The organism is Methylophilus glucosoxydans (assembly GCF_042676145.1).
Lineage (GTDB): Bacteria > Pseudomonadota > Gammaproteobacteria > Burkholderiales > Methylophilaceae > Methylophilus > Methylophilus glucosoxydans.
Genome location: NZ_JBHTJW010000002.1, coordinates 424,537 through 447,688, shown reverse-complemented (window position 1 = coordinate 447,688; position 23,152 = coordinate 424,537). Strand labels below are relative to the sequence as shown.

The window sequence follows — 23,152 nt, the reverse complement described above, 5'->3', positions numbered from 1 at the left end:
CGTCGACGTTAAGAGCACCCGGGCCGGTCAGGCAACTGGTGCTGTGCCTGATCTTCGATGACCACGCGCCGATTGGGTTGCAAACACAGAATCAGTGGCTCTCCATGTATGCCCTGACAGCTGACTTTGGGATCGGCCTCGCCTTTGCCTACACTTTTCATTCGGCCGGACGCTACGCCGGCCTGCACGAGATAGTCTTTGACCTGATTGGCTCTTTGTTCAGAAAGCCGCTGATTGTATTGTTGCCTGCCGATGCGGTCGCTGTAGCCGGTCACCATCACCAGCTCAAATTCAGGATGCGCGTTTAACTTGCTCACCACGTCATCCAGCAATGGTTTTGCGCCTTCACGCATCTGGGCTTTATCAAAATCAAACAGCTTTTCTGCCGACAGCGTAATTGTTTCAAACTGGGCTTTGCAATCAGGAGGCGACGCGGCGACCGGGAGAGTCGCAGTTGTTCTGGGCTCAGTTTGTGTGGCTGGTGGCATGGGGCGTGTGACCGGGGCATTGGGTGGCGGCATGTCGTTTGCAGCTAGGATGGCCGGTGACGGTGCGCCAAAACGCCACATGCCGCCGATATTGAACAGATCGTTAGCAATGGTGCCTGAGGTATCCACGCTGGTACCCGGTGCATGGGCATCAGACTTTGACCATTGCCGTCGCCAATCCACCTGAACGCCAAAGCGATCGCTGATGATCCATTGCGCGCCCAAACCGGCATTGCCCATCCAGGAGGTGCGCATTTCGTGATGCAAGCCAGGCAGATTGCTGTAATCCACATTATTACGTGCGACGCCGCCGCCTATCAGTAAAAATGGCCGTAGCGCCTGACGGCTGAACAGATATAACACGTCAGCACCCAGGGTGATTTGTTTGTAATGCCCGCCGACGCCGGCGATACCGGTATCTTCAGCCACGCGATTGTAAGTAAAACCGCCTTGCACATCCCAGTCAGGCGAGAGCTCCTTGCCCAGCTTGATAAAAAAGCCGCCGCCATGCTGTTTGGCATCCAGCTGGTCATCGGTGCGCAGGCTGCTGGCACCCGGTAACACATACCAGTCGCCCTGATACATCTGCCCGGCATGTACCATGCCGATGTTCAGGGATAGCAAGGTGGCTACAGCGATAGTTTTAAGCGGAACATTCATGACAGCAGGATGCATACGATGCCTTAAGTTAGTAAAAATGGGTTGCATGAACCAGTGCGCAAGCCTGGCCAAGCGACATGTTGTCAGTCAATTAAATCCGTCCGGTCAACAGCAAGATGAGCAACACCAGCAATATCACCCCCAGCCCGCCGCTGGGCAGATAGCCCCAGTTCTGGCTATGCGGCCAGCGCGGCAAGGCACCAATCAGCATCAATATAAAAACAAGGATCAAAATCTGTATCATGGTCATGGTCTTCTCCGTAGGCAGCGTCAGCAAGTGCGCTTATTGGTGCGTGATGTTGTCACGCAAGGCATCAATCTGGTCATGCGTGAGCGTGCACTCTGCCGCTGTATGGTTTCGAGTGATCTTCAATATGAACCCGGCGCATCTCCGCGCCTGAGTTTTGTCTCTGTTAAAAAACTACTGTATCTTCAATTGATTATCGATTTTGCTCACCTCGGGCATCGCTTGCACAATCTCCACGGCTTTATCGCGGCTGGCCAGCGAAGTGACCACCCCATTCAGAGTAACGACCCCGTTGAGGGTGCTGACCGCGATATCCATGCTGGCAATACTGGATTCGGCCAGAAACGCAGCTTTAACCTTAGTGGTAATAGCGGTATCAGAGAGCGCTTCCTTTGCGGCATCCGTCTTGTTTTCCAGTGGGTCTTGGGCCTGGCCCAGACGCTGCTCGGCACTTTCGACGGCCTGGTCGATCTCCTTACCCACATCCTGTGCGTTCTTGGGGTCATTGCAGGCGGTCACGGCGAGACCACACAGCCCGGCGATAAAAATATGCCTGATTGCTAAACGATTCATTCCCTGCTCCTCAATTTGTTAACTGCAGCCAGGTGACGATTGCATCACGCCTGCCCGGCCATGCTGAAAACACAAGCTGCGTGTTGATTGCTGCCATTATTGGAATGAATGCACCCGGGGTCTGTGCGTTAGCGCGCTTAGCGGGCAGCCACCGGAATCATGGTCAGCCACTGCATCTACAGCTAGCGCACAGACTGGGTGTAGATGCGGAGATAAGCTCTTTGTCTACGCTTACTCAACCCTGACTCAAGAAGTCTCAACATGAATACGATGAATCACAAAAGCAACAAGCTGCTGGCTGCCATATTGTTTATATTGCTGACAGGATGCAGTGGCATGGCCACACGAGATAAAAGTACAGCGATTGGCGCTGGCGTGGGCGGTGTGGCAGGTGCAGTGCTGACAGGGGGAGGTGCACTGGGTACGGTGGGTGGGGCAGCCGTTAGCGGCATCATTGGCAACCAGATTGGCAAAGACAAAAAATAAGCGGCTACGCATGCCGCAGCGTCCTCGGACGCTGTCGCCCCACACAAAAAAACATCCCCCGCGGCGGATGCCAACAAGAGATGCAAGACGAAGCGTTACTATCCTTTAGTTGGCCGATGCCGAGCTTTTCCAATCCTTCATGGCTTGCTCGCCAGAGCGATCTACCTGAATCTGATTGTTTTCTGTTGAAACGACCCAGCTCAGCGGGATAAAGTGGTGCTGGCCGCTTTTATCCTTCATTAATTTAATCGTTTGCTCACCTTCCATATGGTCGACCTTGGCAAACTCATTGTTTTGCGAACAGACCACCGACATATCCGGCTTGATGTCACTTGCTTTGACTGTATTCATTGTTCTCCATTCCACTTGTACCAAGTGTTTGCGTTTAGGGCCTTAGAGTGTCGCAGCCTTTTTAAGCCCAGACTGTACGCTAGCCCACGCTTGGTCAGACAGCGACGAAGCGGAATTCCCCTCCTGCCAATGGCAGAACAGACTGGTTTTTAGAGACGCATGCGTGGTGACCCACATGGAGAGCGTGCATGCAGATGATGCAAGCCTGATACTAACGATTCACAAACGTAATTTTGGGAATTTCCCCGAAAAACTCCATGCGGGTCAAACTGGCGTAATCGATATGCAACCGGAACAGGCCTTTGAGTTGCATATTCAGCACATGGGCAATCAGCGCGCGTATCATGCCGCCGTGGGTGACCACCAGCACATGTTCACCGGCATGGCGGGCTTGTATCTCTTGCAAAAAGTCCACACCGCGCGCCTGTAACTGGGCAAAGGTTTCGCCTTGTGGCGGCGAAAGTTCGGCATAGTTTTTGGCCCAGACATCAAATCGCTCACGCGGAATATCGTTCCAGGCCTGCATCTCCCATTCGCCAAAGTGCAGCTCCTTGAGGCGCACATCGGCCTGAATGTCTCCGGCATGCCCCAGGCCGTGTGCCAGACCCAGTGCGAGTTTGTGGCAGCGCTGCAAAGGGCTGGTATAGAGGGCGTGGAAAGCATCGGCTTGCAGCTTTTGCTGCACGCTGGCCAACTCGTGATGAAAGTTGGCCGAGACATCGACATCGCTTTGTCCGTAACAGATGCCTTCAGCGATTTGTAAACTGGTGTGTCTCACCAAGGTCAATTTCATGCCAAGCGCTCCCAGGCCAGCAGGCCCAAATAAAAAGCGACTTCAGTCAGTTGCTGTGTCGCACCCAGCGTATCGCCGGTATAGCCTTGAATCTGTCGTAACATCGTTTGCCGCCACATCTGCCAGACCACGAGCACAGGCAAGCTGGTGATCAGTAAAAAATATCCGGCAGCCATCAATGACTGATTGATGCCCAGCATCAGGGCGAAGCCCAGCCAGCACAGCATGCCGAAGACGCTGGCGCACAACACGTCCTGCCGGGTCAGCGTAGTGGCTAGCGGTTTGGCCTTGCCCGCAGTGCGCACATAGTTGGCCGTCGCCATCACATACACCGCCGCCAGTCGGCTCAGGGCATGGCTGGCAATCAGGGCAAACGGCAAGATAGCGGGCGCAAGCGCAGACAAAGCCTCAAACTTGAACAGCAAGATGCCCACCAGCGCAATGGCGCCGTAGCTGCCAAGGCGAGAGTCATGCATGATCTCCAGCTTGCGCTCGCGCGTCATGCCTCCGCCCAAGCCGTCCGCACTGTCCGCCAGGCCATCTTCATGAAAGGCGCCTGTGGCAAGGATGGTGGCAGCCATGCTGCACAACACGGCCAATGCCGGGTTGAATAGCCCATGCGCCAGCCACCAGACCATGGCGGCCAATAAGCCCACCAACAGGCCGACCAACGGGAAATAGCGGGCCGCCTGATTCAGATCACTTTCTTTAAAGTCAGGCAGTGCTGGCACCGGGATACGCGTAAAAAACCCCACGGCCAGCAAAAAGGAACGCCATTGCGATTTCACTGCACTTGCTCGCTGACGCCAGCACTCTCAAAGCTGGCCATTTCGGTGAGAAAGGCAACCGCAGACTGCAGCAAGGGATAAGCCAGTACGGCGCCGGTGCCTTCGCCCAGACGCAAAGACAAATGCAGCAAGGGCTGCGCCTTGAGGTGTGCCAGCATGATGCCATGGCCACTTTCGTCAGAGCAATGTGCAAAAACGCAATAGTCGACCACCTGCGGATACAGCTTGGCGGCCACCAGCAAGGCCGAGGTGGCAATAAAACCATCAATGAGCAAGATGACACGGGCTTCGGCAGCGGCAAGCAATGCCCCAACCATCATGGCGACTTCAAAGCCGCCAAAAACGGCCAATGCATGCAGAGGATCGCTGGCAGGCACATGATGCGCTTGCAAGGCGGAAGTGAGCACCGCCAGTTTGTGCTGCAACCCTTTGTCGCTGACACCGGTGCCACGCCCCACACATTGATGCATGGGTAAGCCACACAGCACACTCATGAGGCAACTGGCGCTGGAGGTATTGCCGATGCCCATCTCGCCCAGTGCCAGCACATTACAGCCCTGGGTAATGGCATCCCTGGCAATTTGCGAGCCGCGGTAAATCGCCTGTGCGCATTGCTCGGCCGTCATCGCCGGCTGATGCAGAAAACTGGCGGTGCCCATGCCCACCTTGGCATCAATCAACTTGGGGTGCGGGGAGAATACGGCATTGACGCCGCTATCCACCACATGCAGCTCAAAACCATGCTGGCGCGCAAACACATTGATGGCGGCGCCGCCATTTAAAAAGTTGAACACCATTTGCGCCGTCACCGCTTGCGGATAAGGGCTGACGCCTTCGGCGACGATGCCATGATCACCTGCAAACACCAGCATGGTGGGCTGTTGCAACACCGGATGTACGGTTTGCTGGATCAGCCCCAGTTGCATGGCCAGGGCTTCCAGCCGCCCAAGAGCGCCTAAGGGTTTAGTTTTTTGGTTGATCTGCTGGGCCAGCGCGGCTTGCAGGGTCTGGTCTTCGATGGGGGTGATTTGAAATGTTTGCATATTGTTATTTTACCGGGCAAAAAGGTCAGTCTGGCAGAATTGTTAAACGCTTTGGCGTCTACACCGCTGCCTGAATAAAAAAGCCCCGCAACTGCGGGGCAAATGGCTAAGGAAGCAACACGTGAATCAACCTATTTTAACGGGAACATAGAGTTTGCTGTCGCCACGCATGACCAGTAGCGCTACATTCTTGCTGTTTTGCGTTAGTTTATCCTGCAACTGGCTGACGCTTTTCACCTGATCGCCATTAACGGCCAGAATGACGTCACCTGGCTGGATGCCGGCATTGGCGGCAGGACCTTTGCCCACCTCTTCCACCAGCAAGCCCTGCTTAAGTTGCGTCTGCGCCAGCTCTTGCGAAGTGAGCGGGCGCACACTCACCCCTAATCTGGCTTGCTTGCTATCCATGCTGGCAGCAGGGTCTGCCTGCGCGGTTTGCATTTCATCAATACGCACAGTCAGTTTTTTGAGCTGTTTGTTGCGCCAGACTTCAACGCTGACCGTACTGCCCGGCTTGATACTGCCCACCATGGGCGGCAAGTCGCTGGAGCGGTCTATGCTCTGACCATTAAACTTCAAGATCACATCACCAGGTTCTAGGCCGGCTTTATCCGCAGGGCCATTTTTCTCGACATTGCTGACCAGGGCGCCATTGGGGGCCTGCAAGCCAAATGAAGAAGCTAAATCCTGGTTAATGGCTTGCACACCAATGCCCAGACGGCCACGGCTGACTTTGCCTTTTTCGAGCAACTGCTGCTCAATGCCCATGGCCACATCAATCGGGATCGCAAATGACAGGCCCTGATAGCCACCGCTACGGCTGTAAATTTGCGAGTTAATGCCAATGACCTCACCATTCAGGTTGAAGAGCGGCCCGCCAGAGTTACCGGGGTTAATGGCCACGTCAGTCTGCAGAAAAGGCACATAGCCTTCGTCTGGCAAGGCGCGGGATTTGGCCGAGATAATGCCTGCTGTCACCGTGTTGTCAAAGCCGAAGGGCGAGCCTATTGCCACGACCCAGTCCCCCACATTGCTGCTCTTGGTACTGCCAATACTGACAGTCGGCAAATCTTTGGCATCAATTTTCAGCACCGCCACATCGGTCAGCTTGTCCACGCCGACCACCTTGGCTTGGAACTCACGCTTGTCAGACAGTTTGACGGTCACCACATCGGCTTTATCCACCACGTGGGCATTGGTCAGGATCACGCCATCAGACTTGACGATAAAGCCTGAACCCAGGCCATTCATCGGCGTTTCGGTTTGTGGCATATTGGGCTGAAAACGGCGGAATAACTCAAACATGGGGTCGCTAGGATCCATGCCCGGAATCCCGGCGGTTTTCACGGTGCCACTGACGCTGATATTGACCACGGCAGCGCCCTGGGTAGAAGCGATACTGGCAAAGTTAGGCAGCGTGATATAAGCACTTGGCGCGGTCATGGTTTTGGCCGACACCGGCGCAGTCGCCTGCGCATGATTCACCAGCGTGTAGCCTTTCATCCAGTAGCCAGCACCAAACAGTGCTGCCACGGCCAACGGCACAGACACCCAATGCGTCAATTTTGATTGTAAGAACGATTGCATCACAGTTTCCTTTCTTCTGCATCAATCAAGTTGTGTCCTTTCTTGCAGGACCATTCAGCGCTTATGAGCTTTAAAACAGGGCCTAAGTTTCCGAATTTTTGTAACCGAATTGTATCGGGAGAAATTCCCGCTCATCGTCACACCAACATCACCTCTAAAAAGGGTCCGTGTTACACTGCGGTCTTTGCTTTTTTGAATTGGAATGGCAAACCTCGCCCGTTTTTTAAAGCCTTATTGGCCGCGGCGCATGACCGGGTCGTTGCGCGATTACGCACGGGCGGCGCTGGGCGCGGGCCTGGGGATTTTGCTCACTGGCGGGATGGCCGGCCTGGTCATCGCAGAAGCGCCAGCTGCAGACTGGCATACTGCTGTGTTCCTGATTGCGCCCATGGGGGCCTCCGCTGTCATTTTGTTTTGTTTGCCATCCAGCCCGCTGGCACAACCGTGGGCCTTGCTGGCAGGCAATACGCTTGCCGCCTTAAGCGGGGTATTGTTTGCGCAATGGTTGCCAGATTTTCCGGTCACCGCCGCAGCGCTTGCCATGCTGTCGGCCATTGCGTTGATGTTTGCCTTTCGTTGCCTGCATCCGCCTAGCGGCGCGGTGGCCCTGACTGCCGTGTTGGGCGGCGAACCAATCTGGCAACTCGGCTTTGGCTTTATCTGGTGGCCGGTGCTGGCAAACAGCCTGTTACTGGTACTCACAGCCTGGATTTACCATCGTCTGACCGGCTATCGATACCCGGTGGCGGATCATGACCATGCCGCAGCGACGCCCACGCATATGCGCTACCAGTTTGGATTCACGCCTGAAGATTTGCAGCAGGCACTGGGGCAGTCTCACGAAGTGCTGGACATTCACCATTCGCAATTACAACACCTGCTTGAGCAAACCGAATTGATTGCCTACCACCGTAAACTGGAGGCGATTACCTGCGAACAGATCATGCGGCCAGTGGAGACCACCTTTGAATATGGCGACCCTCTGGAAGCCGCCTGGCACACCATGCTGGCGCAGACCGAGCCTGCGGTGCCTGTAGTCAACAAGGCAAAGCTGGTGATAGGGATATTGAGCCTGTCAGACTTTGTGCGGCATGCCCAGGCGAGCAGTTATCGCGAAGTGGGGCCTGCCCTGCAGCGACTGATCCGCTGGTCACCCACCACGCATAGCGACAAAGCGGAAGTTGTCGGCCAAATCATGACCACGCCAGCCATCACCATCCAGGCCCAGATGCATCTCATGCATACCATTCCGCTCATGACCAGCCATCACTTGCAACTGTTGCCCGTGGTGGATGCCTCCAACAAACTGGTCGGCCTGCTGACACAAACCGACGTGATCCGCGCACTTTACCGCTAGGGCTTGCGCGCCGGTTTTTCCAATTGCTGATACGGCACGATCACTTCGCGTGAGGCAAGCACAATCTCGCGCAAGAAACACAGCAGTCCCAATATCAGTGACGCCATCGAGATAATAAACGACACCATCACTAGGTGCGGCAAGCGCAAGCCGGTTTCCACCGAAATAAACATGCTGGCGATGGAGACACAAATACACAAGGCGGCAAACGTGGCCAGGCCAATCGCCCGGCGCAGCCATTTGGTGCGCCTGACAATAATCTTGAGCTCATCCTTGAACCGCTCACGCTTCTCCTCCGGCGTATCGGTTAAAAACCTGGCACGGTCAATCGAGCGGCCCAGGCGGCCAATTAACACGCCGAGAATCGACCCGATGCCAGTGAGCAAAAACACGGGCGCCACCGCATCACGGATCGCTTCCGACACACTGTGGATTTCTATCATGGTATTAATCATGCGCTGGCGAACTCAGGAAAAAGGAAGGCCTATTTTGACATGAAAAACACCAGACACGCGTGCACCATTTTAGCCAACTGCGCACCAACACAAGGCATGCGCGCAAAGCAGGTAGCGTTTATTTGACCAATCACCAGCGAAATCATGTCCCTCAGGTTTTAATATTTAAATAAAAGCATTTTTCTTGCCATTGTTTTGCAATTCGACCCCGCTAAATGGGAACCATTCTTGCTATAAATAGGCGGAATTAATTGCAATCATGGAAGAACACTAGAAATATATGCACCCACAACCTTTGACTGAAGAGCTCGCCAGCCATTTTAAAAAGGTCAACGATTTCCGTTCACACATCTACCAGCTACAAAATGCCTGGGACAGTCTTGCTCTGATGGCGCAACTGTCCGGCACCGGCTCCGAAATGGAAGAAACACGCACCGCATTCAACAAAATCTCGAATGCCGTGTTACGCCACCTGTCAGAAGAAACCTTGCACAAAACGGCGGCACAGCTGACATCCAAGGCATTTGAGGTCATTAACCTGCTGATCCGCAACCTGTTTGAACGCACGGCGGATATCGGCTTTTTTGCCACCGACGATGATGTCAGGGGCTACCTTGAAAAACATGCGGCAGGCGCAGTCACGGCACATGAGCAATTGCGTATCACGCACCGCTTTCAGGAATATCAAAACAAATATACCGTCTACGAAAATATTGCCCTTTTTGACATGGCGGGCAACATGCTGCATCAGCTGGATGCCTCCCAGCAGACGCTGGTAGACCAACACGCAATTTTCAAGCTGGCAGCACAATCCAGTGCGCCTTATGTCGAGTATTTTTATGAAACGGAAATCAACGGCAAACCTTACCAATCCCTGATGTATGCGCATGAAGTGCGCAGCAGTGATGGCCTGCGGCCTTTAGGCGTCCTGTGCTTGTGCTTCAAGTTTGTGAACGAACTGCAAACCATTTTTCAAAACCTGATTTCTGGCTCGGACTGGACCATAGGCATCCTGCTGGATGAGCATCGTCACGTGATTGCCTCTAGCGATCCACACCAAATCCCCATTGGCATCACCCTCTGTGCAGACACGGACAAGGACTGGTTTGTGGCGCGATTTGCGGGCCGTGAATACCTGTGTGTCACCAAACAGGCCGAGAATTATCAAGGCTACTCAGGGCCAGGCTGGCTGGGACAAGCCATGATTCCGCTTGAGTATGCATTCAACCAGAGCATGCAGGGCATGATCAGCAATATTGATGCGGAAATCTTGCGCAAGGTGATGCGCAGCCCGCTGATTTTTTCTGAAAGCCTGCTGAATATTCCAAAACAGGCGGCCAACATCCAGAGCAAGCTGAACCAGTCGGTGTGGAACGGCAATATCTGGCAGAGCAACTACGTCAACACCCAGCAAAAGAACTTTTCCAAAAGCCTGCTCTCGGAGATCAGCAACACCGGACATAAAACCCAGCAAATTATTGAGGGCATGGTCTCTGAGCTGTATCAGACCGTGGTCTCGGTGATGCTCGAAAACTCCAGTTTTTATGCGCAGCTGGCGGTCGAGATCATGGACCGCAACCTGTACGAGCGAGCGAATGACGTCCGTTGGTGGGCACTCACCCACGTCTTCAGAGAGTGCCTGGGTAATGCCCAGCTCTCTGCGCAGGATAAAAACCAGATCAGCTCAATTCTGCGCTACATCAATGGCTTGTATACTGTTTACGACAACCTGATCGTCTTTGACCGGCAAGGCACGGTGATTGCCGTGTCCAACCCACGTTACAATGAGTTGATCGACAGCCAGCTCACCGAAGAATGGGTAGGCCGCACGCGCAGCTGCACTTCAAGCCAGGACTATGTGGTGTCGCAGTTTGAACCGACGCCCTTGTACAACCATCAGGCAACCTATATTTACGCAGCGCCGATCCGGCATTTGGATGGCAACAGTATTGTCGGTGGCATAGGCATTGTGTTTGACAGCAAGCCGCAATTCCAGGCCATGCTCCGTGATGTGATTCCACGCGACAAAACCGATACCCCGGTCAGCGGCAGCTTTACGCTGTTTGTCAACGAACAGCTCAAGGTGATCTCCAGCACGCATGCAGACTTTGCCACCGGCGATGACTTTGCGTTGATGCCGGAAATCAGCAATCTCGATGAAGGCCAGCGACTGTTTGATATTGCCATTTACCATCACACCTACTATGCGGTAGGGGTGCATGCGGCGTATGGTTATCGTGAATTCAAGGGGGCAGAAGACAACTACAGGAATAAAGTCTTTGCCTTGATCTTTACCCCGCTTGGCAATGTCAACGAAATCAACCAGCGCATCACGGCAGAGTCGCAGGTCATCCACAACAAATTTAACCCCAACCTGTTCCTGCAAAATGCTGAAGACAGCCAGGAGTACGCAACCTTTTATGTCGGCAACAGCTGGCTAGGGATAGAGGCCCGCTTTGTCCGCGAAGCGATTGACGAAGTGCAGTTACGCACGCTGCCAGAGTCGGCGCCCTTTATTGCGGGCATGCACCCCTATGGCGATCAGGTCATCCCTATTATTGACCTGGCGCGCATGCTGGGTCACGCGCACTACTTTACCGATTACCGGCAGATTGTGGTGATTGAAGACAAGGCAGCCGCACTCAAATTCGGAGTCTTTGTCTCGGCACTGGGCGAGATTCCTTACCTTGCCCCCAACCAGATTCAGCCCATGAATACTTTTTTCAAGGGGATTAGCAACAACCCCGGCATTGCCATTGCCAATCTCGCCCAGCAAAGCATGCTGACCCTGATGAATGCCCAAAGCCTGTGGGAAAAAGTCACTATCGGCCAGCAAAGGCAAACTGAACAGGCGATGCTGTAATGCGTGGCCAGATCAACTGGGACATGATGCAAACACAAATCGTCGATGCCTTAATGACCTCACAGCAACAACGGCTGTTGGATACGCTACTGGATAATCTGGATGGCATGATATACCGCTGCCTGTATGATGATCAGTGGACCATGATTTATGTCAGCAAAGGCTGTGAGTCGCTGACCGGCTATGCTCCGCAAGACTTGATCCTGAACAAGGTCAAGTCCTACGAACGGATCACGCACACTGAAGACCGTGCACAGGCGCGCAAAATCATTCATGAAGCGGTCAGTCGCAAACAACGGTTTGCACTTGAATACCGCATTGTGCGTGCCGATGGCGAAATCAGCTGGGTGGCCGAACGCGGCAGTGGCGTCTTTGATCCCGAGGGCAAACCCGTCGCCCTTGAAGGCATTATTCAAGACATCACTGAACGCAAACGCATTGAGCAGGCGCTCTACAGCACCGAGCAAAAATACCGCTCCATGTTTGAGAACTCGACGCTAGGCATGTTCCAAACCACAGAATCTGGCACCTACCTGAATGCCAACCTGGCGCTGGCCAAGCTCTATGGCTATGCCTCGCCGGCGGAGCTGATCAGCGACCTCAACAATATCAGCACGCAACTGTATGTAGAAGACAGCCGCCGTCACGACTTTACCGAAGCCATCCGCCTGCAGGGGCGTGTGCAGAATTTTGAGTCGCAAGTCTACCGGCTGAATGGCGAAACCATCTGGATCTCGGAAAACGCGCATGCCGTCTATGATGCACAAGGCAGTATTCTTTACTACGAGGGCACGGTCGAAGACATCACCGACCGTAAAAACTATGAGTTGCAAATCCGCCAACTGGCGGTGACAGACAACCTGACCGGGTTGTTAAACCGCCATGCCTTCAGTGGCAAACTGGCCAGCCTGATTGCGGAAGCCGACAAGTTTCACTACAAAATAGCGATTGCCTTTATTGACCTCGACCATTTCAAACTCATTAACGACACGCTGGGCCACCGTGCCGGTGACAAGCTGCTGGAGAACGTCGCGCAACGGCTGATTCAGAGTACACGCCCGACGGATGCCATTGTGCGGTTTGGCGGCGATGAGTTTGTCATGCTCTACCCCGGCATGCGCTCGGCAGAAGATGCCCAACCCTTGCTGTCACGCGTGATGGAAGCCATTTCGCAACCGATTGCCATTGGCGACTATGTGTTTAACATGACTTGTAGCGTTGGCGTCAGCATCTACCCGGACCATGCCCAAGATATTGATACCTTGCTGACGTGCGCCGACTCTGCACTGTATAGCGCGAAAAATGCCGGTAAAAATAAAGTGCAAATGTTTAGTGGCTCCCTGGCACAGCAACTGGGCGAACGTAACGAAATTGAATATGGCCTCGGACACGCCCTGCAACGGCAAGAACTCATGCTGTATTACCAGCCGCAAATCAATATGCAACACGGCAATATCAGCGCGCTGGAGGCCCTGATCCGCTGGCAACACCCGGAGCGCGGCCTGATTCCGCCTGACCAGTTTATTCCGGTGGCCGAAGAAACCGGTCATATTTTTGCCATTGGTGAGTGGGTCTTGCAGACTGCCTGCAAGAAAATCAAAGCCATGCAAACCGAATGGGGCTATCTGGTGCCGATTGCGGTCAATGTCTCTCCTATCCAGTTTTTGCGCGGCAACCTGGTGGAGACAGTGCAGCGGGTCTTACGGCAGGAACGCGTCCCGCCACACTTGATTACGCTGGAAGTGACGGAGAATGCACGCTTTAAGGATGAAGCCATGTTTACGCGGACACTGGAGCAACTCAAACGCCTGGGCGTTTGTATTGCCATTGATGACTTCGGCATCGGCTACTCCAATATGGCCTATCTGAAAAACTATCCGATTGACGAGCTCAAGATTGACAAAGCGTTTGTGCAGGACCTGGAACAAAGCGTGACCAATGGCAATATCCTGCTGGCATTGATCAATCTGGGTAAAAGCTTGCATAAATCAGTGACCGCAGAAGGCATAGAAAACGAGTACCAGCACCGCTTTTTATTGCACAGCGGCTGCGATGTCGGCCAGGGCTATTACTACAGCAAGCCCTTGTCGGATGAAGCGCTGGCACAGTTCATGCGCGAGCAACGGCCCAAATTTGACCATTTGCAGGTGAGCCGCTAGGCGGTCACCTGTGATGTCCAGCTTGCAACCGACTAAGCGTTGCTGCGCTCGATTTCAGGCAGCGCTTCGTGTTTAATGGCGGCTTCAAATGCGGTCAACCGTTTGTAAACCGACAGCAGCTCGACAATGGTGGTCCAGGAATTGACCAGATATTGAAACGAGTTACTCACTTGTGAGAACGCCGTCAGAATCTGCTGCAAAATACCAAACGTGATTTTACCCGCCGCAATGGTAGGCACCAGAATCAAGTAGGCAAAGATATTATCCGCCTGCAAATACAGGCTGCGCGCCACATTGAAATACATGTAGTGAAAATACAAGCGGAAGTAGTTTTTACGCACATCCAGAAACAAGGCTTTTAGCGTCTCGGGTTGCGCACGGGCCGGATCATCTTCGCCATACACCAGCTCTTTACGATACGCCGCTTCTACCCGCTGGTTTCTGAATTCCAGGCCTGGCAACTTAATCCCGACCGCAGCCAACAAAAAGGTACCGAACACAGACCAGGCAATTGCCGCCGTGAACAACGGCGCAGGCACCGCCCCAAACACGGGCAGCTCACTCACATACGCAGACAAGCTCCACAACACCGGCAAAAACGCAAACAAGGTCATCACCGCCTCCACCATAGACACGCCCAGGCCTTCCATGATGGTCGCAAAGCGCATGGTGTCTTCCTGCACCCGTTGCGATGCCCCTTCAATGTTACGCACCTGCGGCCACTGGCGGGTATAAAAATCGTTCATCGCCGTACGCCAGCGGAAAATATAGTGGCTGACAAAAAAGCGAGTCAGGACATAAATAAAAATGGCCACGAACGCGATTTCGGCAAACTGCAACATGAGGATATATAACTGCGCGGTCGTGACCTTGGAGTTGGGCGAAAGCGCCGCTTGCACCGCATCAAAGAAAGGCCGGCGCCAGTTATTGAGCGCCACCGAGACCTGCACAGAGTAATAGGTCGAGAACAAAATAAAGGCGCTACCGACAATCGACCACCACTGCCAGCGGCTAGGTTTAAGCTTGAACCACATCAGCGCAAAAATCGCGACACTCACCAGGTAATACAGATAAAACAGCTTGAACGGGTCAGTGACAAAATGCCCGAGTCCGATCACCGGCTCCTTCTCTACCATGGATAAACCCAATGCCGTACCAATGGCAGAGGAATACTCGAACCATACGCCGCAACAGACCATTGCCCACAGAATGACAGACGGCCAGAACCAGCGGGAGTCGGGGAAAAAGGATTTGAACATAGGCGATTGATATTCTTATTAACAAGTGTTCAGTGTATTGGCTCTTGCCCTGGCCTGCAACAAGGTCATGCAATCAGATTCATCAAGTTTTGCAGATCAAATAACGTACGGCAACAAAAAAGCCCCCATGTGGGAGCTTGAGTATTGTGCGGGCAAAATGTTCAAAATCTTTTACATAGCCGACTTTAAAACGGTCGTGTTAACTGTAATTGCCTCTAAAGCAGCACCCTAAAGGGGAGTTGCTTTGATAGCTGGCGCGTTGAAGCATAACTTTAGCCTTGGGTGAAGATTTGTGGCTGACCAGCCGGCGTTTTACCGGCGCTTTTCTTGCAGGCTCCACCTTACCGGGTGTGGCTTGAACTGGCGTGGCTTGTGCGGTATTAACCATAGCGTCACTAGCCTCAGCCAATTGCACGTGCTGCTCAGGCTCTGGCTTAGCCCCTTCACCTGCATTCACAGCTTTAAGAAAATACCGGTTATCGGCAGGCGCTTCATGTTCAAAGGTAATCATCATCAAGGCCAACATGTTGAGGAAAATCAGTTTGGGAAGCATGTAGGATTTGTGGGAATGCATTTTATGCTCAATATTTGAAGGTTGAGTCAGGCACCATCTTAATGGTAAGCGCCGCACTTAGACGTAGGCTGCCGCTGATTTGCCTGTCAGAAAATGCTTACTCGCACCGCCCCGAAAACGTTTTTGATCCTGACAGGTCTTACCGCTTAAGAATTTGTTACTTAAACATTCCGACAGACCTGAATAAAGAATAGAGGGGTTATGAAGTCAATCTTGCTCACCAGCTTGCTTTTGCTGACCAATGTTTTAAATGCTCAGCCCAGTATTGTTGATACGCTGGAACTCGGACACTCAATTGTCATGGTCACCACCGACTTGCCGGATGGCTCAAACGGCAGGGGCTCTGGTGTAGTGGTCAGCCCCGAATACGTGGCGACCAACTGTCATGTGATTGCCAATAGCAAAGGTGTGAATATCGCCAAATTTAGAGATGGTTATCAGCCGATAGGCCTGAAAGCCAACTGGAAGCGCGATGTCTGCCTGCTGAAATTTGACCCGCTGCCATTCAAACCCATCCCCATGCGAGACAGTCAAAGCCTGCAATATGAAGAAGAAGTCTTTAGCATGAGTTTTCCAGCCGGTGCGCCGGTGCCACAGCTGTCTTATGGCGCGATCAAGGGCATTTATCCGTTTGATGGCAGCCTGATTGTGCGCTCGAACGCCTCTTTTTACATGGGCTCTAGCGGCGGCGCCTTGTTTGACCAGCACTACAACCTGATCGGCCTGACCACGTTCAAAAGCCCGGGCCAACCAGCGTTTTATTACAGCCTGCCGGTCGAGTGGATCAAGGAGCTGATGGCGGCGCCTGAAACCACGTCACTCAAAACCAATGATGTCCCTTTCTGGGCGTTGCCGCTGGAACAACGGCCTTATTTCATGCAGGTGGTAATTCCCTACCAAAATGCAGACTGGCGTGATTTGAAAACCATTGCCGGACAATGGACGGGCCAAGAACCGGCTTCTGCCGATGCCTGGTATTTTTTGGGGCTGGCGGAAGAAGGCTTGCAGCATTATGTGCAGGCAGAGCAGGACCTGAAAAAAGCCTATGACCTTAACCAGCGCGATGTTGATGCCATGCTTGCGCTGTCCAGAGTCGCTTTTGTGCAAAAAGATCTGGCGACATTAGAGTCTATCCAGCCAGCGATTCAGGCGATAGACCCGGAACAAGGCGAAAAAGTCACGCAACAAATCCAGGCCTTAAAGCAAGCCAGTCCCTGAGCCGGTCAAATCTGACGCTGGCCTGGCTTTTAAAACTGCAACACCAGCATCGCGCACAAACACACTGTCACCAGCAGCGTGATTTGTGTGCGCAACTGGTAAAACCAGCGTTCAATCAGCCCCTCAGCCACCAGCTTGCGGTCTATCAGCCATAAAACGATAAAGGCGGCGATCTGCACCAGATATTGGGTGACCGGCACCACAAAAAACAGGGTAGCCCAGGCAAGTAGGGCCAGCAAATTGCTGGTGACCAGCAAATTCAGGCGGGTGTCTTGGGCATGGTTCAAAAACAAGCCCCAGTGTATCCCACATAAAAATGAGATAATAACGGCGCCATAGGTCAGCGCCAGATAGCCGGTATGATAATGCGCCATCCCCTGCATTTGCGCCACCACGGCGCCCGCAAAAGGCAGCGCGCCCATAAAGGTCAATGTTTTAGCCAGCTGAATATGTATAGGTCGCATGTGTTTTCTCCTCTTTGCAGCGATGTGACCATGGTCAATCATTTTGGTTTTGGGGCTGCAGACGAAAAAGCCTGTATGGCATGCGGGAACTAAATCAGCCGTTAAGCGCTCATGCCATCAACATAAAATAATATACGGATACACACCATGAACTTTCATCGCGCATTGCCCGTGGTTGGCACTTGTATGGCCATCACCTTCTTCAGTCCCCTTACGTCTGCCGAATCCCGCATAGACCGGCAAACAGAAACTGCCGTGCCCAGAGCACAAAACCTGTATGGGATTGGCGTTGGCGTCCTGCCAAAGACCTCTGGCTCGGATGAATACCGCGCGCTGGTCTTGCCGATTATTAACGCGAATTATGGCGACCGTTTTTTTATCAATGCCCTGCAAGCGGGCGCCTGGTTAGTGGATAGCGAGGATAAACGCTTACGCTTTGGCCTGTCTGCCGAGGCCAAGTTTGGCTGGGATGCCAGCAAGGGCGACCGTACGCGTGGCATGGATGACCGCGACTTTTCGATTTTTGTTGGGCCGCTGCTCCGCTGGCAAACCGACTATGGCACATTGAATGCGCAATGGACCACGGATGCCAGTGGCAACAGCAATGGCCAACAGTTTCAGGTGCAATACATCAAGAGCCTGTTAAGGTCGCCAAACTTGCGCCTGAATGGCCTGGTGGGGGCGACCTGGAACAGCCAGAAATTCAACAACTATTACTTTGGGGTGCGCAACAACGAAGTCAACGCCAGTCGGCCGTTTTACCGCGCGGGATCCGGCGTTGAATGGCAGGCAGGCATCAATGGCATGATGCCTGTGATGACCAATCACTCACTGCTGTTTGGTGCGTTCATCACCCGACTCAGTGATGAACAATACGACAGCCCGATTACAGAAACACGCATACAACCCATGGCTTACGTCGGCTATAGCATCCCGTTTTGAGACCGATCCCCCAATTGCGGCGGACATGCCAACGGAGGCTTAATGGCGGCCATTGGCATTGAAAAAGGTCCAGATCACGTCGTTGGCGTCAATCGCCGTTGATCCAGCCTCCCCACCACGGGGTTTGCTGCCCCCCGGCCAGGAATGTCCGCCGCTGTCGGTGACACAGAGCTGTACAGGCGCCAACCCGCCACGATGCACCTCACAATAGGCACCGCTGACTTCAAGGATACGCTCCGCCTGTGGATTGGCCTGGTTGAGCTTTACCCATTTCTGGATAGTGGCAGGCACCGAATTAAAACTGACATCTGTCATGGATTTCTCGCCCGGACCACCATTGAATGGGACATGGTCATCGTCTTTGGCGTGAATATGCAAAATCGCCACCGGTTTGCTGGGCAGACATTGCCTGGTATTGTCTGTCCCGGCGACAGCCGCAATCGCACTGATGGTGTCTGACAACTCGCAGGCCAGCCGATAAGACATCATGCCACCATTGGACATGCCATCGACAAAAATGCGGTTGGCATCAATGGCTGTCTTTTGCTGCATGGCTTGAATCATGGCCCGGATCACACCCACATCATCGCTTTGTTTTTTGAGCGCGGGACCACAACAGTTACCGGCATTCCAGGTGGCGAACTTGCCGCCCGGCAACCGGCTGTAGCCATTAGGAAACACGGCAATATAGCCATGTTTTTCGGCCGCAGAAATCTGGTGATAAAACCGCTCGGTGGCCTGCACCTGCATATTGCCCATTCCGCCATGCAGCACCAGCACCATGGGCACGGCCTGGCCTGCGCCGACCTGCTTGGGCACATGCACGAGATACTCGCGCGTCTCACCACCAACATTGACCTCAAAGGCATGATCGCCAGGGGCGAGAGTTGCCAGGCACAGGGCGGGCAAACAGGTTACACTGCACAGCAAATACATCATCAAGCGCCGAAACCAGGACATGAGGACCCCTTTCAACAGAACAGAATGTTGTCATGAACGCTCAAGTATACGATGGTGTTGACGTAGCGCTCTAGCTGAACCCACCGCCTTATGTTAGAAAAGCATTTTTTAGACGATCAGGCCCAGATGCATACGCCCTTTCCCTCTGACGCCCCCCCTGTAGGCCTGCTGTTAGCCGCTGGCTTCTCCCGCCGGTTTGGTGCGCAAAACAAACTCTTACAGCCCTTGCCTAATGGTGAGTGCATGGCAGTAGTGGCCGCCCGCAGCCTGATCACCGCCTTGCCGCACAGTGTCGCCGTGATACGCGCCAATGTGCCTGAGTTGAGTGCCGCACTCAAGGCCTTGGGATTGATAGTGGTCGAATGTGGCGAGCAGGAGCAGGTCATGGCCGATAGTCTCAAGCTGGGGTTGAACACCGTGTTAACGGCCTTTCCGCAGTACGCCGGCGTGGTGATCGCCTTGGCAGACATGCCCTTTATCCAGCCGCAGACCATACAGCATGTCGCGAATGCCTTGGCTCAGCATCCATTGGCACAACCGGTCATGGCAGGCAAAGCCGGTCATCCGGTGGGTTTCAGCCGTGCGCTGATTCCTGAATTACTTAGGGTGGAAGGCGACCAGGGCGCGCGTGAGGTGGTGCGCGCCCATCAGGCACAGAGCATACACATTGCGTGCGAGGACCCGGGCATCTTCAGGGATATTGATACCCCCGCCGACCTGAAATGATCAGGCCATCGCCAGCCTGTGCACCCGTGAGACCAGGCCCGTTTGCTGCAACTGTGCGCGTTCCTGAATCAACTCAGCCAGGATAGACACGGCAATTTCGGCCGGCGTGCGGCTGCTGATACGCAGACCGACCGGGCCATGCAGGCGGTTCACCTCTTGCTCGGTGAGGTCAAAACTGCGCAAGCGCTGTTTGCGTTTTTCCTGATTTTTGACGGAGCCCAAGGCGCCAATATAAAACGCGTCTGACTTGAGCGCTTCAAGCAACGCCATGTCGTCCAGTTTGGGATCATGGGTGACGGCCACAATCGCCGTGTGTGGATCAGGCGCCATCTCCAGCACCACATCATCCGGCATGCCGGGCAACCAGTCTGCGCCTTCCACATGCCATTCAGCACGCATTTCCTCACGCGGATCGCAGATCATGACGTGAAAATCCAGCGCTTGTGCCATGGCCGCCAACACTGAGCCTAGCTGGTTGGCGCCAATAATCAGCAAGCGCCATTGCGGGCCAAAATAACTGTGAAACCAGTCACTTTCCAGATAAGGCTGTCCTTCAGGCAGCACGTATTGATGCCGCACCTCACCACTGTGTAAATGGACGGAGCGCTTAAGCAAACGCCGTTGTGACAAGCTCTCCAGCATAGGCGCTAATTGCGCCGTTTGCGTGAGCGGCTCGGCAAAAATCTTGAGCTGGCCACCACAAGGGATGCCAAAACGCTGTGCTTCTGCCTGATTGACGCCATACTCCATGATCGCTGGCCGCGCGGGCAGTTGTTGATGGCGGGCTTTGTCTGCCAGATCATCTTCAATACAGCCGCCAGAGACAGAGCCGACCAGATGGCCATCTTCACGCACCACCAGAATGGCGCCCGGCAATCTGGGGGCCGAGCCCCAGGTCTGGATCACGGTAAACAGATGTGCGCCATAACCCTGGTCCAGCCAGTCACGGGCACGTTGTAACACTTCCCAATCAGAGGACTGCATAGGGCTTAAGCCAGCTGATCACCAATCGGCAACCGGCGGATACGCTTACCAGTCGCAGCAAAAATGGCGTTGGTCACGGCAGGTGCCAGCGGCGGCACGCCCGGCTCCCCCACCCCGCCCATTTTTTCGGTGCTGGGCACAATATGCACCTCCACTTTGGGCATATCTTTCATGCGTAACACCTGGTAGTTGTGGAAGTTGGATTGTTCTACCTGGCCGTCTTTGAAGCTCACCTCGCTACTGAGCGCGGCACCCAGCGCAAAGGCGACACAAGACTCCATCTGCGCTTTGACACCATCCGGGTTCACGGCCAGCCCGCAATCAATCGCCATCACCACGCGGTGCACTTTGACCTCGCCGTCTTTGACGGAGACTTCGGCCACCTGCGCCACATAACTGCCAAACGATTCGTGGACGGCAATGCCACGGAACACGCCAGTAGGCAACGGTTTGCCCCAGCCCGCTTTATCGGCCGCCAGATTGAGTGCCGCCAGATGACGGGGATGGTCTTTCAGCAACTGGCGGCGATACGCCAGCGGATCCTGTTTGCTGGCATGCGCCAGTTCATCAATCAGGCTTTCCATGACAAAGGCGGAATGGCTATGCCCGACCGATCGCCACCACAACACCGGCACATCACTTTGCACCGAGTGCAACTGCACCTCATGATGCGGAGTGCCTTTCACATAGGGCGAATCAGCCACGCCTTCCACCGAGGTGGCATCAATGCCGTCCTTGATCATGACGCCTTCAAAGGGCGTGCCTTTGATGATGGACTGTCCGACCAGCGTCTGCTGCCAGGCCAGCGGTTTGCCCTGTTTGTCGAGCGCGATACTGGCTTTGTGAACAAACATCGGCCGGTAGAACCCCCCCTTGATATCGTCTTCGCGGCTCCAAACCGTTTTCACCGGCATGCCTGCCGCTTTGGCCACTTCAACCGCTTCAGACACAAAGTCTGCACGGGGATTGGCGCGACGGCCAAAACCGCCCCCTAAAAACAGCGTGTGAATTTTCACTTGTTCTGGTTTCAGGCCCAGAATCTTGGCAGCTGACGCCTGGTCCGTGGTTTGCATTTGCGTCCCGGTCCAGATTTCACAGCCCTGATCAGAGATTTTGACGGCACAGTTCAAAGGTTCCATCGGTGCATGCGCCAGATAAGGCAACACATATTCCGCATGTATGGTTTGCTTGGCTTGCTTGCTGGCCGTGGCAACATCGCCCGCTTTCGCAGCCTGCAAGCCTGGCTTTTGCGCCAGCGCCTGATATTGCTTGAGCAAGGCGGGGGTATCCGGTTTGTCATGCCCGGCTAGCGCCCACTCCAGCTTGAGGGCCTCGCGCCCCTGCTTGGCGGCCCAGTAATGCTCGGCAATCACGGCAACCCCCGTGGGCACTTTGACCACCTTGATCACGCCCGGCACTTTGCGTGCAGCGGCATCATCCAGGCTTTTGAGTGTGGTGCCAAACACTGGCGCACGTGCCACCATGGCGACTTTGAGTCCTGCAAACTGCACATCCTGACCAAACTTGGCCGTGCCATTGATTTTTTCTGCGCTGTCCAGACGCTTGGTGGCCTTGCCGATCAATTTCCACTGCTCCGTTTTTTTAAGCGTGACGCTGGTCGGTGTCGGCAATTGACTGGCGGTCTCCACCAGCTTGCCATAACTGAGCTTTTGCGTGCCGTTGATGACAAAACCATTTTCGGTGCGCAAGCCAGCCACTGGCACCTTCCATTGCTTGGCCGCCGCCTCCAGCAACAGAACACGTGTCAATGCGCCCGCCTGGCGATAGCGGTCAAACTCTGACCAGGTGGTGGAAGAGCCGCCGGTAATCTGGATACCATAGGCGGTATGCACGTAAGCAGGCGCCGCAGGCGCATGCTCGACCTTGATCTTGCTCCAGTCGGCATCCAGCTCATCTGCAATCAGCATGGGCAAGGTGGTCCAAACACCCTGCCCCATTTCGCTATGCGCCAACATCACGGTAATACTGTCATCGGCGCCGATGCGCAAAAAGGCATTGGGCGCAGGCAGTGGCAGCGCTTCTGCCGCATTGGCTACCCCCATAAAGCGTTTGGCTTGCGGAATACTGAATGCCACCACAAGGCCGCCAGCGACCAGAACCGTACTTTTGATAAAACTGCGGCGGGAGAGGTTAATGAGATCATTCATGGGGTCT

22 protein-coding genes are annotated in these 23,152 nt (G+C 54.2%); 7 read left to right on the top strand and 15 right to left on the bottom strand.

Annotation, left to right across the window (positions count from 1 at the left end; translation table 11 throughout):
* Positions 1-8: 8 nt before the first annotated feature.
* From ACFQ1T_RS04585 to ACFQ1T_RS04575, 3 genes are all read right to left on the bottom strand, one after another.
* A complete protein-coding gene (locus ACFQ1T_RS04585) occupies positions 9-1,163 on the bottom strand; it encodes an OmpA family protein (protein WP_379074348.1) in 1,155 nt (384 codons plus the stop codon).
* 76 nt (positions 1,164-1,239) lie between these two features.
* Positions 1,240-1,398 (bottom strand): DUF3309 family protein, encoded by a 159-nt coding sequence (locus ACFQ1T_RS04580; protein ID WP_275357757.1) that lies wholly within the window; start codon positions 1,396-1,398, stop codon positions 1,240-1,242.
* A gap of 171 nt (positions 1,399-1,569) precedes the next feature.
* Complete coding sequence (locus ACFQ1T_RS04575; protein WP_379074345.1) at positions 1,570-1,968, bottom strand: BON domain-containing protein; 399 nt, start codon at positions 1,966-1,968, stop codon at positions 1,570-1,572.
* Between the two features lie 261 nt (positions 1,969-2,229).
* On the opposite strand from ACFQ1T_RS04575, the gene ACFQ1T_RS04570 reads away from it, so the two are divergent.
* Positions 2,230-2,454, top strand: coding sequence for a glycine zipper 2TM domain-containing protein (locus ACFQ1T_RS04570; protein ID WP_379074342.1), 225 nt, complete (start codon positions 2,230-2,232; stop codon positions 2,452-2,454).
* 105 nt (positions 2,455-2,559) lie between these two features.
* Here the strand turns inward: ACFQ1T_RS04570 and ACFQ1T_RS04565 are convergent, their stop codons facing one another.
* The 5 genes from ACFQ1T_RS04565 to ACFQ1T_RS04545 all read right to left on the bottom strand — a co-directional run bounded on the left by ACFQ1T_RS04565 (position 2,560) and on the right by ACFQ1T_RS04545 (position 7,016).
* The gene (locus tag ACFQ1T_RS04565) at positions 2,560-2,805 is read right to left on the bottom strand and encodes a DUF2171 domain-containing protein (protein ID WP_194748856.1); all 246 of its coding nucleotides are present in this window, start codon (positions 2,803-2,805) and stop codon (positions 2,560-2,562) included.
* Between the two features lie 211 nt (positions 2,806-3,016).
* Positions 3,017-3,598, bottom strand: a complete 582-nt coding sequence (gene cobC, locus ACFQ1T_RS04560) for an alpha-ribazole phosphatase (RefSeq protein WP_275357761.1) — start codon at positions 3,596-3,598, stop codon at positions 3,017-3,019.
* Positions 3,595-4,386: an adenosylcobinamide-GDP ribazoletransferase gene (locus tag ACFQ1T_RS04555; RefSeq protein WP_275357763.1), complete on the bottom strand. Its 792-nt coding sequence runs from the start codon at positions 4,384-4,386 to the stop codon at positions 3,595-3,597. The genes cobC and ACFQ1T_RS04555 overlap by 4 nt, the downstream gene beginning before the upstream one ends.
* The gene (cobT, locus tag ACFQ1T_RS04550; protein ID WP_379074337.1) at positions 4,383-5,429 is read right to left on the bottom strand and encodes a nicotinate-nucleotide--dimethylbenzimidazole phosphoribosyltransferase; all 1,047 of its coding nucleotides are present in this window, start codon (positions 5,427-5,429) and stop codon (positions 4,383-4,385) included. Before cobT ends, ACFQ1T_RS04555 begins: the two co-directional genes overlap by 4 nt.
* A 126-nt stretch (positions 5,430-5,555) precedes the next feature.
* Complete coding sequence (locus ACFQ1T_RS04545; RefSeq protein WP_379074334.1) at positions 5,556-7,016, bottom strand: DegQ family serine endoprotease; 1,461 nt, start codon at positions 7,014-7,016, stop codon at positions 5,556-5,558.
* Between the two features lie 247 nt (positions 7,017-7,263).
* Here ACFQ1T_RS04545 and ACFQ1T_RS04540 point away from each other — a divergent pair, with 247 nt between their 5' ends.
* On the top strand, positions 7,264-8,373 hold the full coding sequence (locus ACFQ1T_RS04540; RefSeq protein ID WP_379074331.1) for an HPP family protein: 1,110 nt from the start codon (positions 7,264-7,266) through the stop codon (positions 8,371-8,373).
* Here ACFQ1T_RS04540 and ACFQ1T_RS04535 read toward each other — a convergent pair.
* Positions 8,370-8,816 (bottom strand): DUF2721 domain-containing protein, encoded by a 447-nt coding sequence (locus ACFQ1T_RS04535; RefSeq protein WP_379074328.1) that lies wholly within the window; start codon positions 8,814-8,816, stop codon positions 8,370-8,372. The two genes, ACFQ1T_RS04540 and ACFQ1T_RS04535, sit on opposite strands and share 4 nt — an antisense overlap.
* A 292-nt stretch (positions 8,817-9,108) precedes the next feature.
* Between ACFQ1T_RS04535 and ACFQ1T_RS04530 the strand changes: the two genes are divergently transcribed.
* Positions 9,109-11,691, top strand: a complete 2,583-nt coding sequence (locus tag ACFQ1T_RS04530) for a chemotaxis protein CheW (protein WP_379074325.1) — start codon at positions 9,109-9,111, stop codon at positions 11,689-11,691.
* Positions 11,691-13,850: a sensor domain-containing protein gene (locus tag ACFQ1T_RS04525; RefSeq protein WP_275357770.1), complete on the top strand. Its 2,160-nt coding sequence runs from the start codon at positions 11,691-11,693 to the stop codon at positions 13,848-13,850. The genes ACFQ1T_RS04530 and ACFQ1T_RS04525 overlap by 1 nt, the downstream gene beginning before the upstream one ends.
* Before the next feature lie 32 nt (positions 13,851-13,882).
* Here ACFQ1T_RS04525 and sbmA read toward each other — a convergent pair whose 3' ends face one another.
* Positions 13,883-15,109 (bottom strand): peptide antibiotic transporter SbmA, encoded by a 1,227-nt coding sequence (gene sbmA / locus ACFQ1T_RS04520; RefSeq protein WP_379074322.1) that lies wholly within the window; start codon positions 15,107-15,109, stop codon positions 13,883-13,885.
* Positions 15,110-15,308: 199 nt separating this feature from the next.
* Positions 15,309-15,683 (bottom strand): hypothetical protein, encoded by a 375-nt coding sequence (locus ACFQ1T_RS04515; protein WP_379074319.1) that lies wholly within the window; start codon positions 15,681-15,683, stop codon positions 15,309-15,311.
* Positions 15,684-15,884: 201 nt separating this feature from the next.
* Here ACFQ1T_RS04515 and ACFQ1T_RS04510 point away from each other — a divergent pair, with 201 nt between their 5' ends.
* On the top strand, positions 15,885-16,901 hold the full coding sequence (locus ACFQ1T_RS04510; protein WP_313985173.1) for a trypsin-like peptidase domain-containing protein: 1,017 nt from the start codon (positions 15,885-15,887) through the stop codon (positions 16,899-16,901).
* A gap of 29 nt (positions 16,902-16,930) precedes the next feature.
* Here the strand turns inward: ACFQ1T_RS04510 and ACFQ1T_RS04505 are convergent, their stop codons facing one another.
* Positions 16,931-17,365 (bottom strand): DUF3429 domain-containing protein, encoded by a 435-nt coding sequence (locus tag ACFQ1T_RS04505; RefSeq protein ID WP_194748867.1) that lies wholly within the window; start codon positions 17,363-17,365, stop codon positions 16,931-16,933.
* Between the two features lie 147 nt (positions 17,366-17,512).
* Between ACFQ1T_RS04505 and ACFQ1T_RS04500 the strand changes: the two genes are divergently transcribed.
* Entirely contained in the window at positions 17,513-18,307 is a 795-nt protein-coding gene (locus tag ACFQ1T_RS04500) for a MipA/OmpV family protein (protein WP_379074314.1), read from the top strand.
* Between the two features lie 39 nt (positions 18,308-18,346).
* On the opposite strand, the gene ACFQ1T_RS04495 is transcribed toward ACFQ1T_RS04500, so the two are convergent.
* The gene (locus ACFQ1T_RS04495) at positions 18,347-19,267 is read right to left on the bottom strand and encodes an alpha/beta hydrolase family esterase (RefSeq protein ID WP_379074311.1); all 921 of its coding nucleotides are present in this window, start codon (positions 19,265-19,267) and stop codon (positions 18,347-18,349) included.
* A gap of 126 nt (positions 19,268-19,393) precedes the next feature.
* Between ACFQ1T_RS04495 and ACFQ1T_RS04490 the strand changes: the two genes are divergently transcribed.
* A complete protein-coding gene (locus ACFQ1T_RS04490) occupies positions 19,394-19,993 on the top strand; it encodes a nucleotidyltransferase family protein (protein WP_379074308.1) in 600 nt (199 codons plus the stop codon).
* Here ACFQ1T_RS04490 and ACFQ1T_RS04485 read toward each other — a convergent pair whose 3' ends face one another.
* Positions 19,994-20,977 carry an XdhC family protein gene (locus ACFQ1T_RS04485; protein ID WP_379074305.1) on the bottom strand — a complete coding sequence of 328 codons (984 nt, stop codon included), beginning with the start codon at positions 20,975-20,977 and terminating at the stop codon, positions 19,994-19,996.
* A 5-nt stretch (positions 20,978-20,982) separates the two neighbouring features.
* Complete coding sequence (locus tag ACFQ1T_RS04480) at positions 20,983-23,145, bottom strand: xanthine dehydrogenase family protein molybdopterin-binding subunit (protein ID WP_379074302.1); 2,163 nt, start codon at positions 23,143-23,145, stop codon at positions 20,983-20,985.
* Between the last annotated feature and the right edge of the window lie 7 nt (positions 23,146-23,152).

What these genes read in the sequence shown, in the direction of transcription:
- ACFQ1T_RS04585 (WP_379074348.1), bottom strand. Translation starts at nt 1,163, where the DNA reads ATGCATCCTGCTGTCATGAATGTTCCGCTTAAAACTATCGCTGTAGCC.
- ACFQ1T_RS04580 (WP_275357757.1), bottom strand. Translation starts at nt 1,398, where the DNA reads ATGACCATGATACAGATTTTGATCCTTGTTTTTATATTGATGCTGATT.
- ACFQ1T_RS04575 (WP_379074345.1), bottom strand. Translation starts at nt 1,968, where the DNA reads ATGAATCGTTTAGCAATCAGGCATATTTTTATCGCCGGGCTGTGTGGT.
- ACFQ1T_RS04570 (WP_379074342.1), top strand. Translation starts at nt 2,230, where the DNA reads ATGAATACGATGAATCACAAAAGCAACAAGCTGCTGGCTGCCATATTG.
- ACFQ1T_RS04565 (WP_194748856.1), bottom strand. Translation starts at nt 2,805, where the DNA reads ATGAATACAGTCAAAGCAAGTGACATCAAGCCGGATATGTCGGTGGTC.
- cobC (WP_275357761.1), bottom strand. Translation starts at nt 3,598, where the DNA reads ATGAAATTGACCTTGGTGAGACACACCAGTTTACAAATCGCTGAAGGC.
- cobT (WP_379074337.1), bottom strand. Translation starts at nt 5,429, where the DNA reads ATGCAAACATTTCAAATCACCCCCATCGAAGACCAGACCCTGCAAGCC.
- ACFQ1T_RS04545 (WP_379074334.1), bottom strand. Translation starts at nt 7,016, where the DNA reads ATGCAATCGTTCTTACAATCAAAATTGACGCATTGGGTGTCTGTGCCG.
- ACFQ1T_RS04540 (WP_379074331.1), top strand. Translation starts at nt 7,264, where the DNA reads ATGACCGGGTCGTTGCGCGATTACGCACGGGCGGCGCTGGGCGCGGGC.
- ACFQ1T_RS04535 (WP_379074328.1), bottom strand. Translation starts at nt 8,816, where the DNA reads ATGATAGAAATCCACAGTGTGTCGGAAGCGATCCGTGATGCGGTGGCG.
- ACFQ1T_RS04530 (WP_379074325.1), top strand. Translation starts at nt 9,109, where the DNA reads ATGCACCCACAACCTTTGACTGAAGAGCTCGCCAGCCATTTTAAAAAG.
- ACFQ1T_RS04525 (WP_275357770.1), top strand. Translation starts at nt 11,691, where the DNA reads ATGCGTGGCCAGATCAACTGGGACATGATGCAAACACAAATCGTCGAT.
- sbmA (WP_379074322.1), bottom strand. Translation starts at nt 15,109, where the DNA reads ATGTTCAAATCCTTTTTCCCCGACTCCCGCTGGTTCTGGCCGTCTGTC.
- ACFQ1T_RS04515 (WP_379074319.1), bottom strand. Translation starts at nt 15,683, where the DNA reads ATGCATTCCCACAAATCCTACATGCTTCCCAAACTGATTTTCCTCAAC.
- ACFQ1T_RS04510 (WP_313985173.1), top strand. Translation starts at nt 15,885, where the DNA reads ATGAAGTCAATCTTGCTCACCAGCTTGCTTTTGCTGACCAATGTTTTA.
- ACFQ1T_RS04505 (WP_194748867.1), bottom strand. Translation starts at nt 17,365, where the DNA reads ATGCGACCTATACATATTCAGCTGGCTAAAACATTGACCTTTATGGGC.
- ACFQ1T_RS04500 (WP_379074314.1), top strand. Translation starts at nt 17,513, where the DNA reads ATGAACTTTCATCGCGCATTGCCCGTGGTTGGCACTTGTATGGCCATC.
- ACFQ1T_RS04495 (WP_379074311.1), bottom strand. Translation starts at nt 19,267, where the DNA reads ATGTCCTGGTTTCGGCGCTTGATGATGTATTTGCTGTGCAGTGTAACC.
- ACFQ1T_RS04490 (WP_379074308.1), top strand. Translation starts at nt 19,394, where the DNA reads ATGCATACGCCCTTTCCCTCTGACGCCCCCCCTGTAGGCCTGCTGTTA.
- ACFQ1T_RS04485 (WP_379074305.1), bottom strand. Translation starts at nt 20,977, where the DNA reads ATGCAGTCCTCTGATTGGGAAGTGTTACAACGTGCCCGTGACTGGCTG.
- ACFQ1T_RS04480 (WP_379074302.1), bottom strand. Translation starts at nt 23,145, where the DNA reads ATGAATGATCTCATTAACCTCTCCCGCCGCAGTTTTATCAAAAGTACG.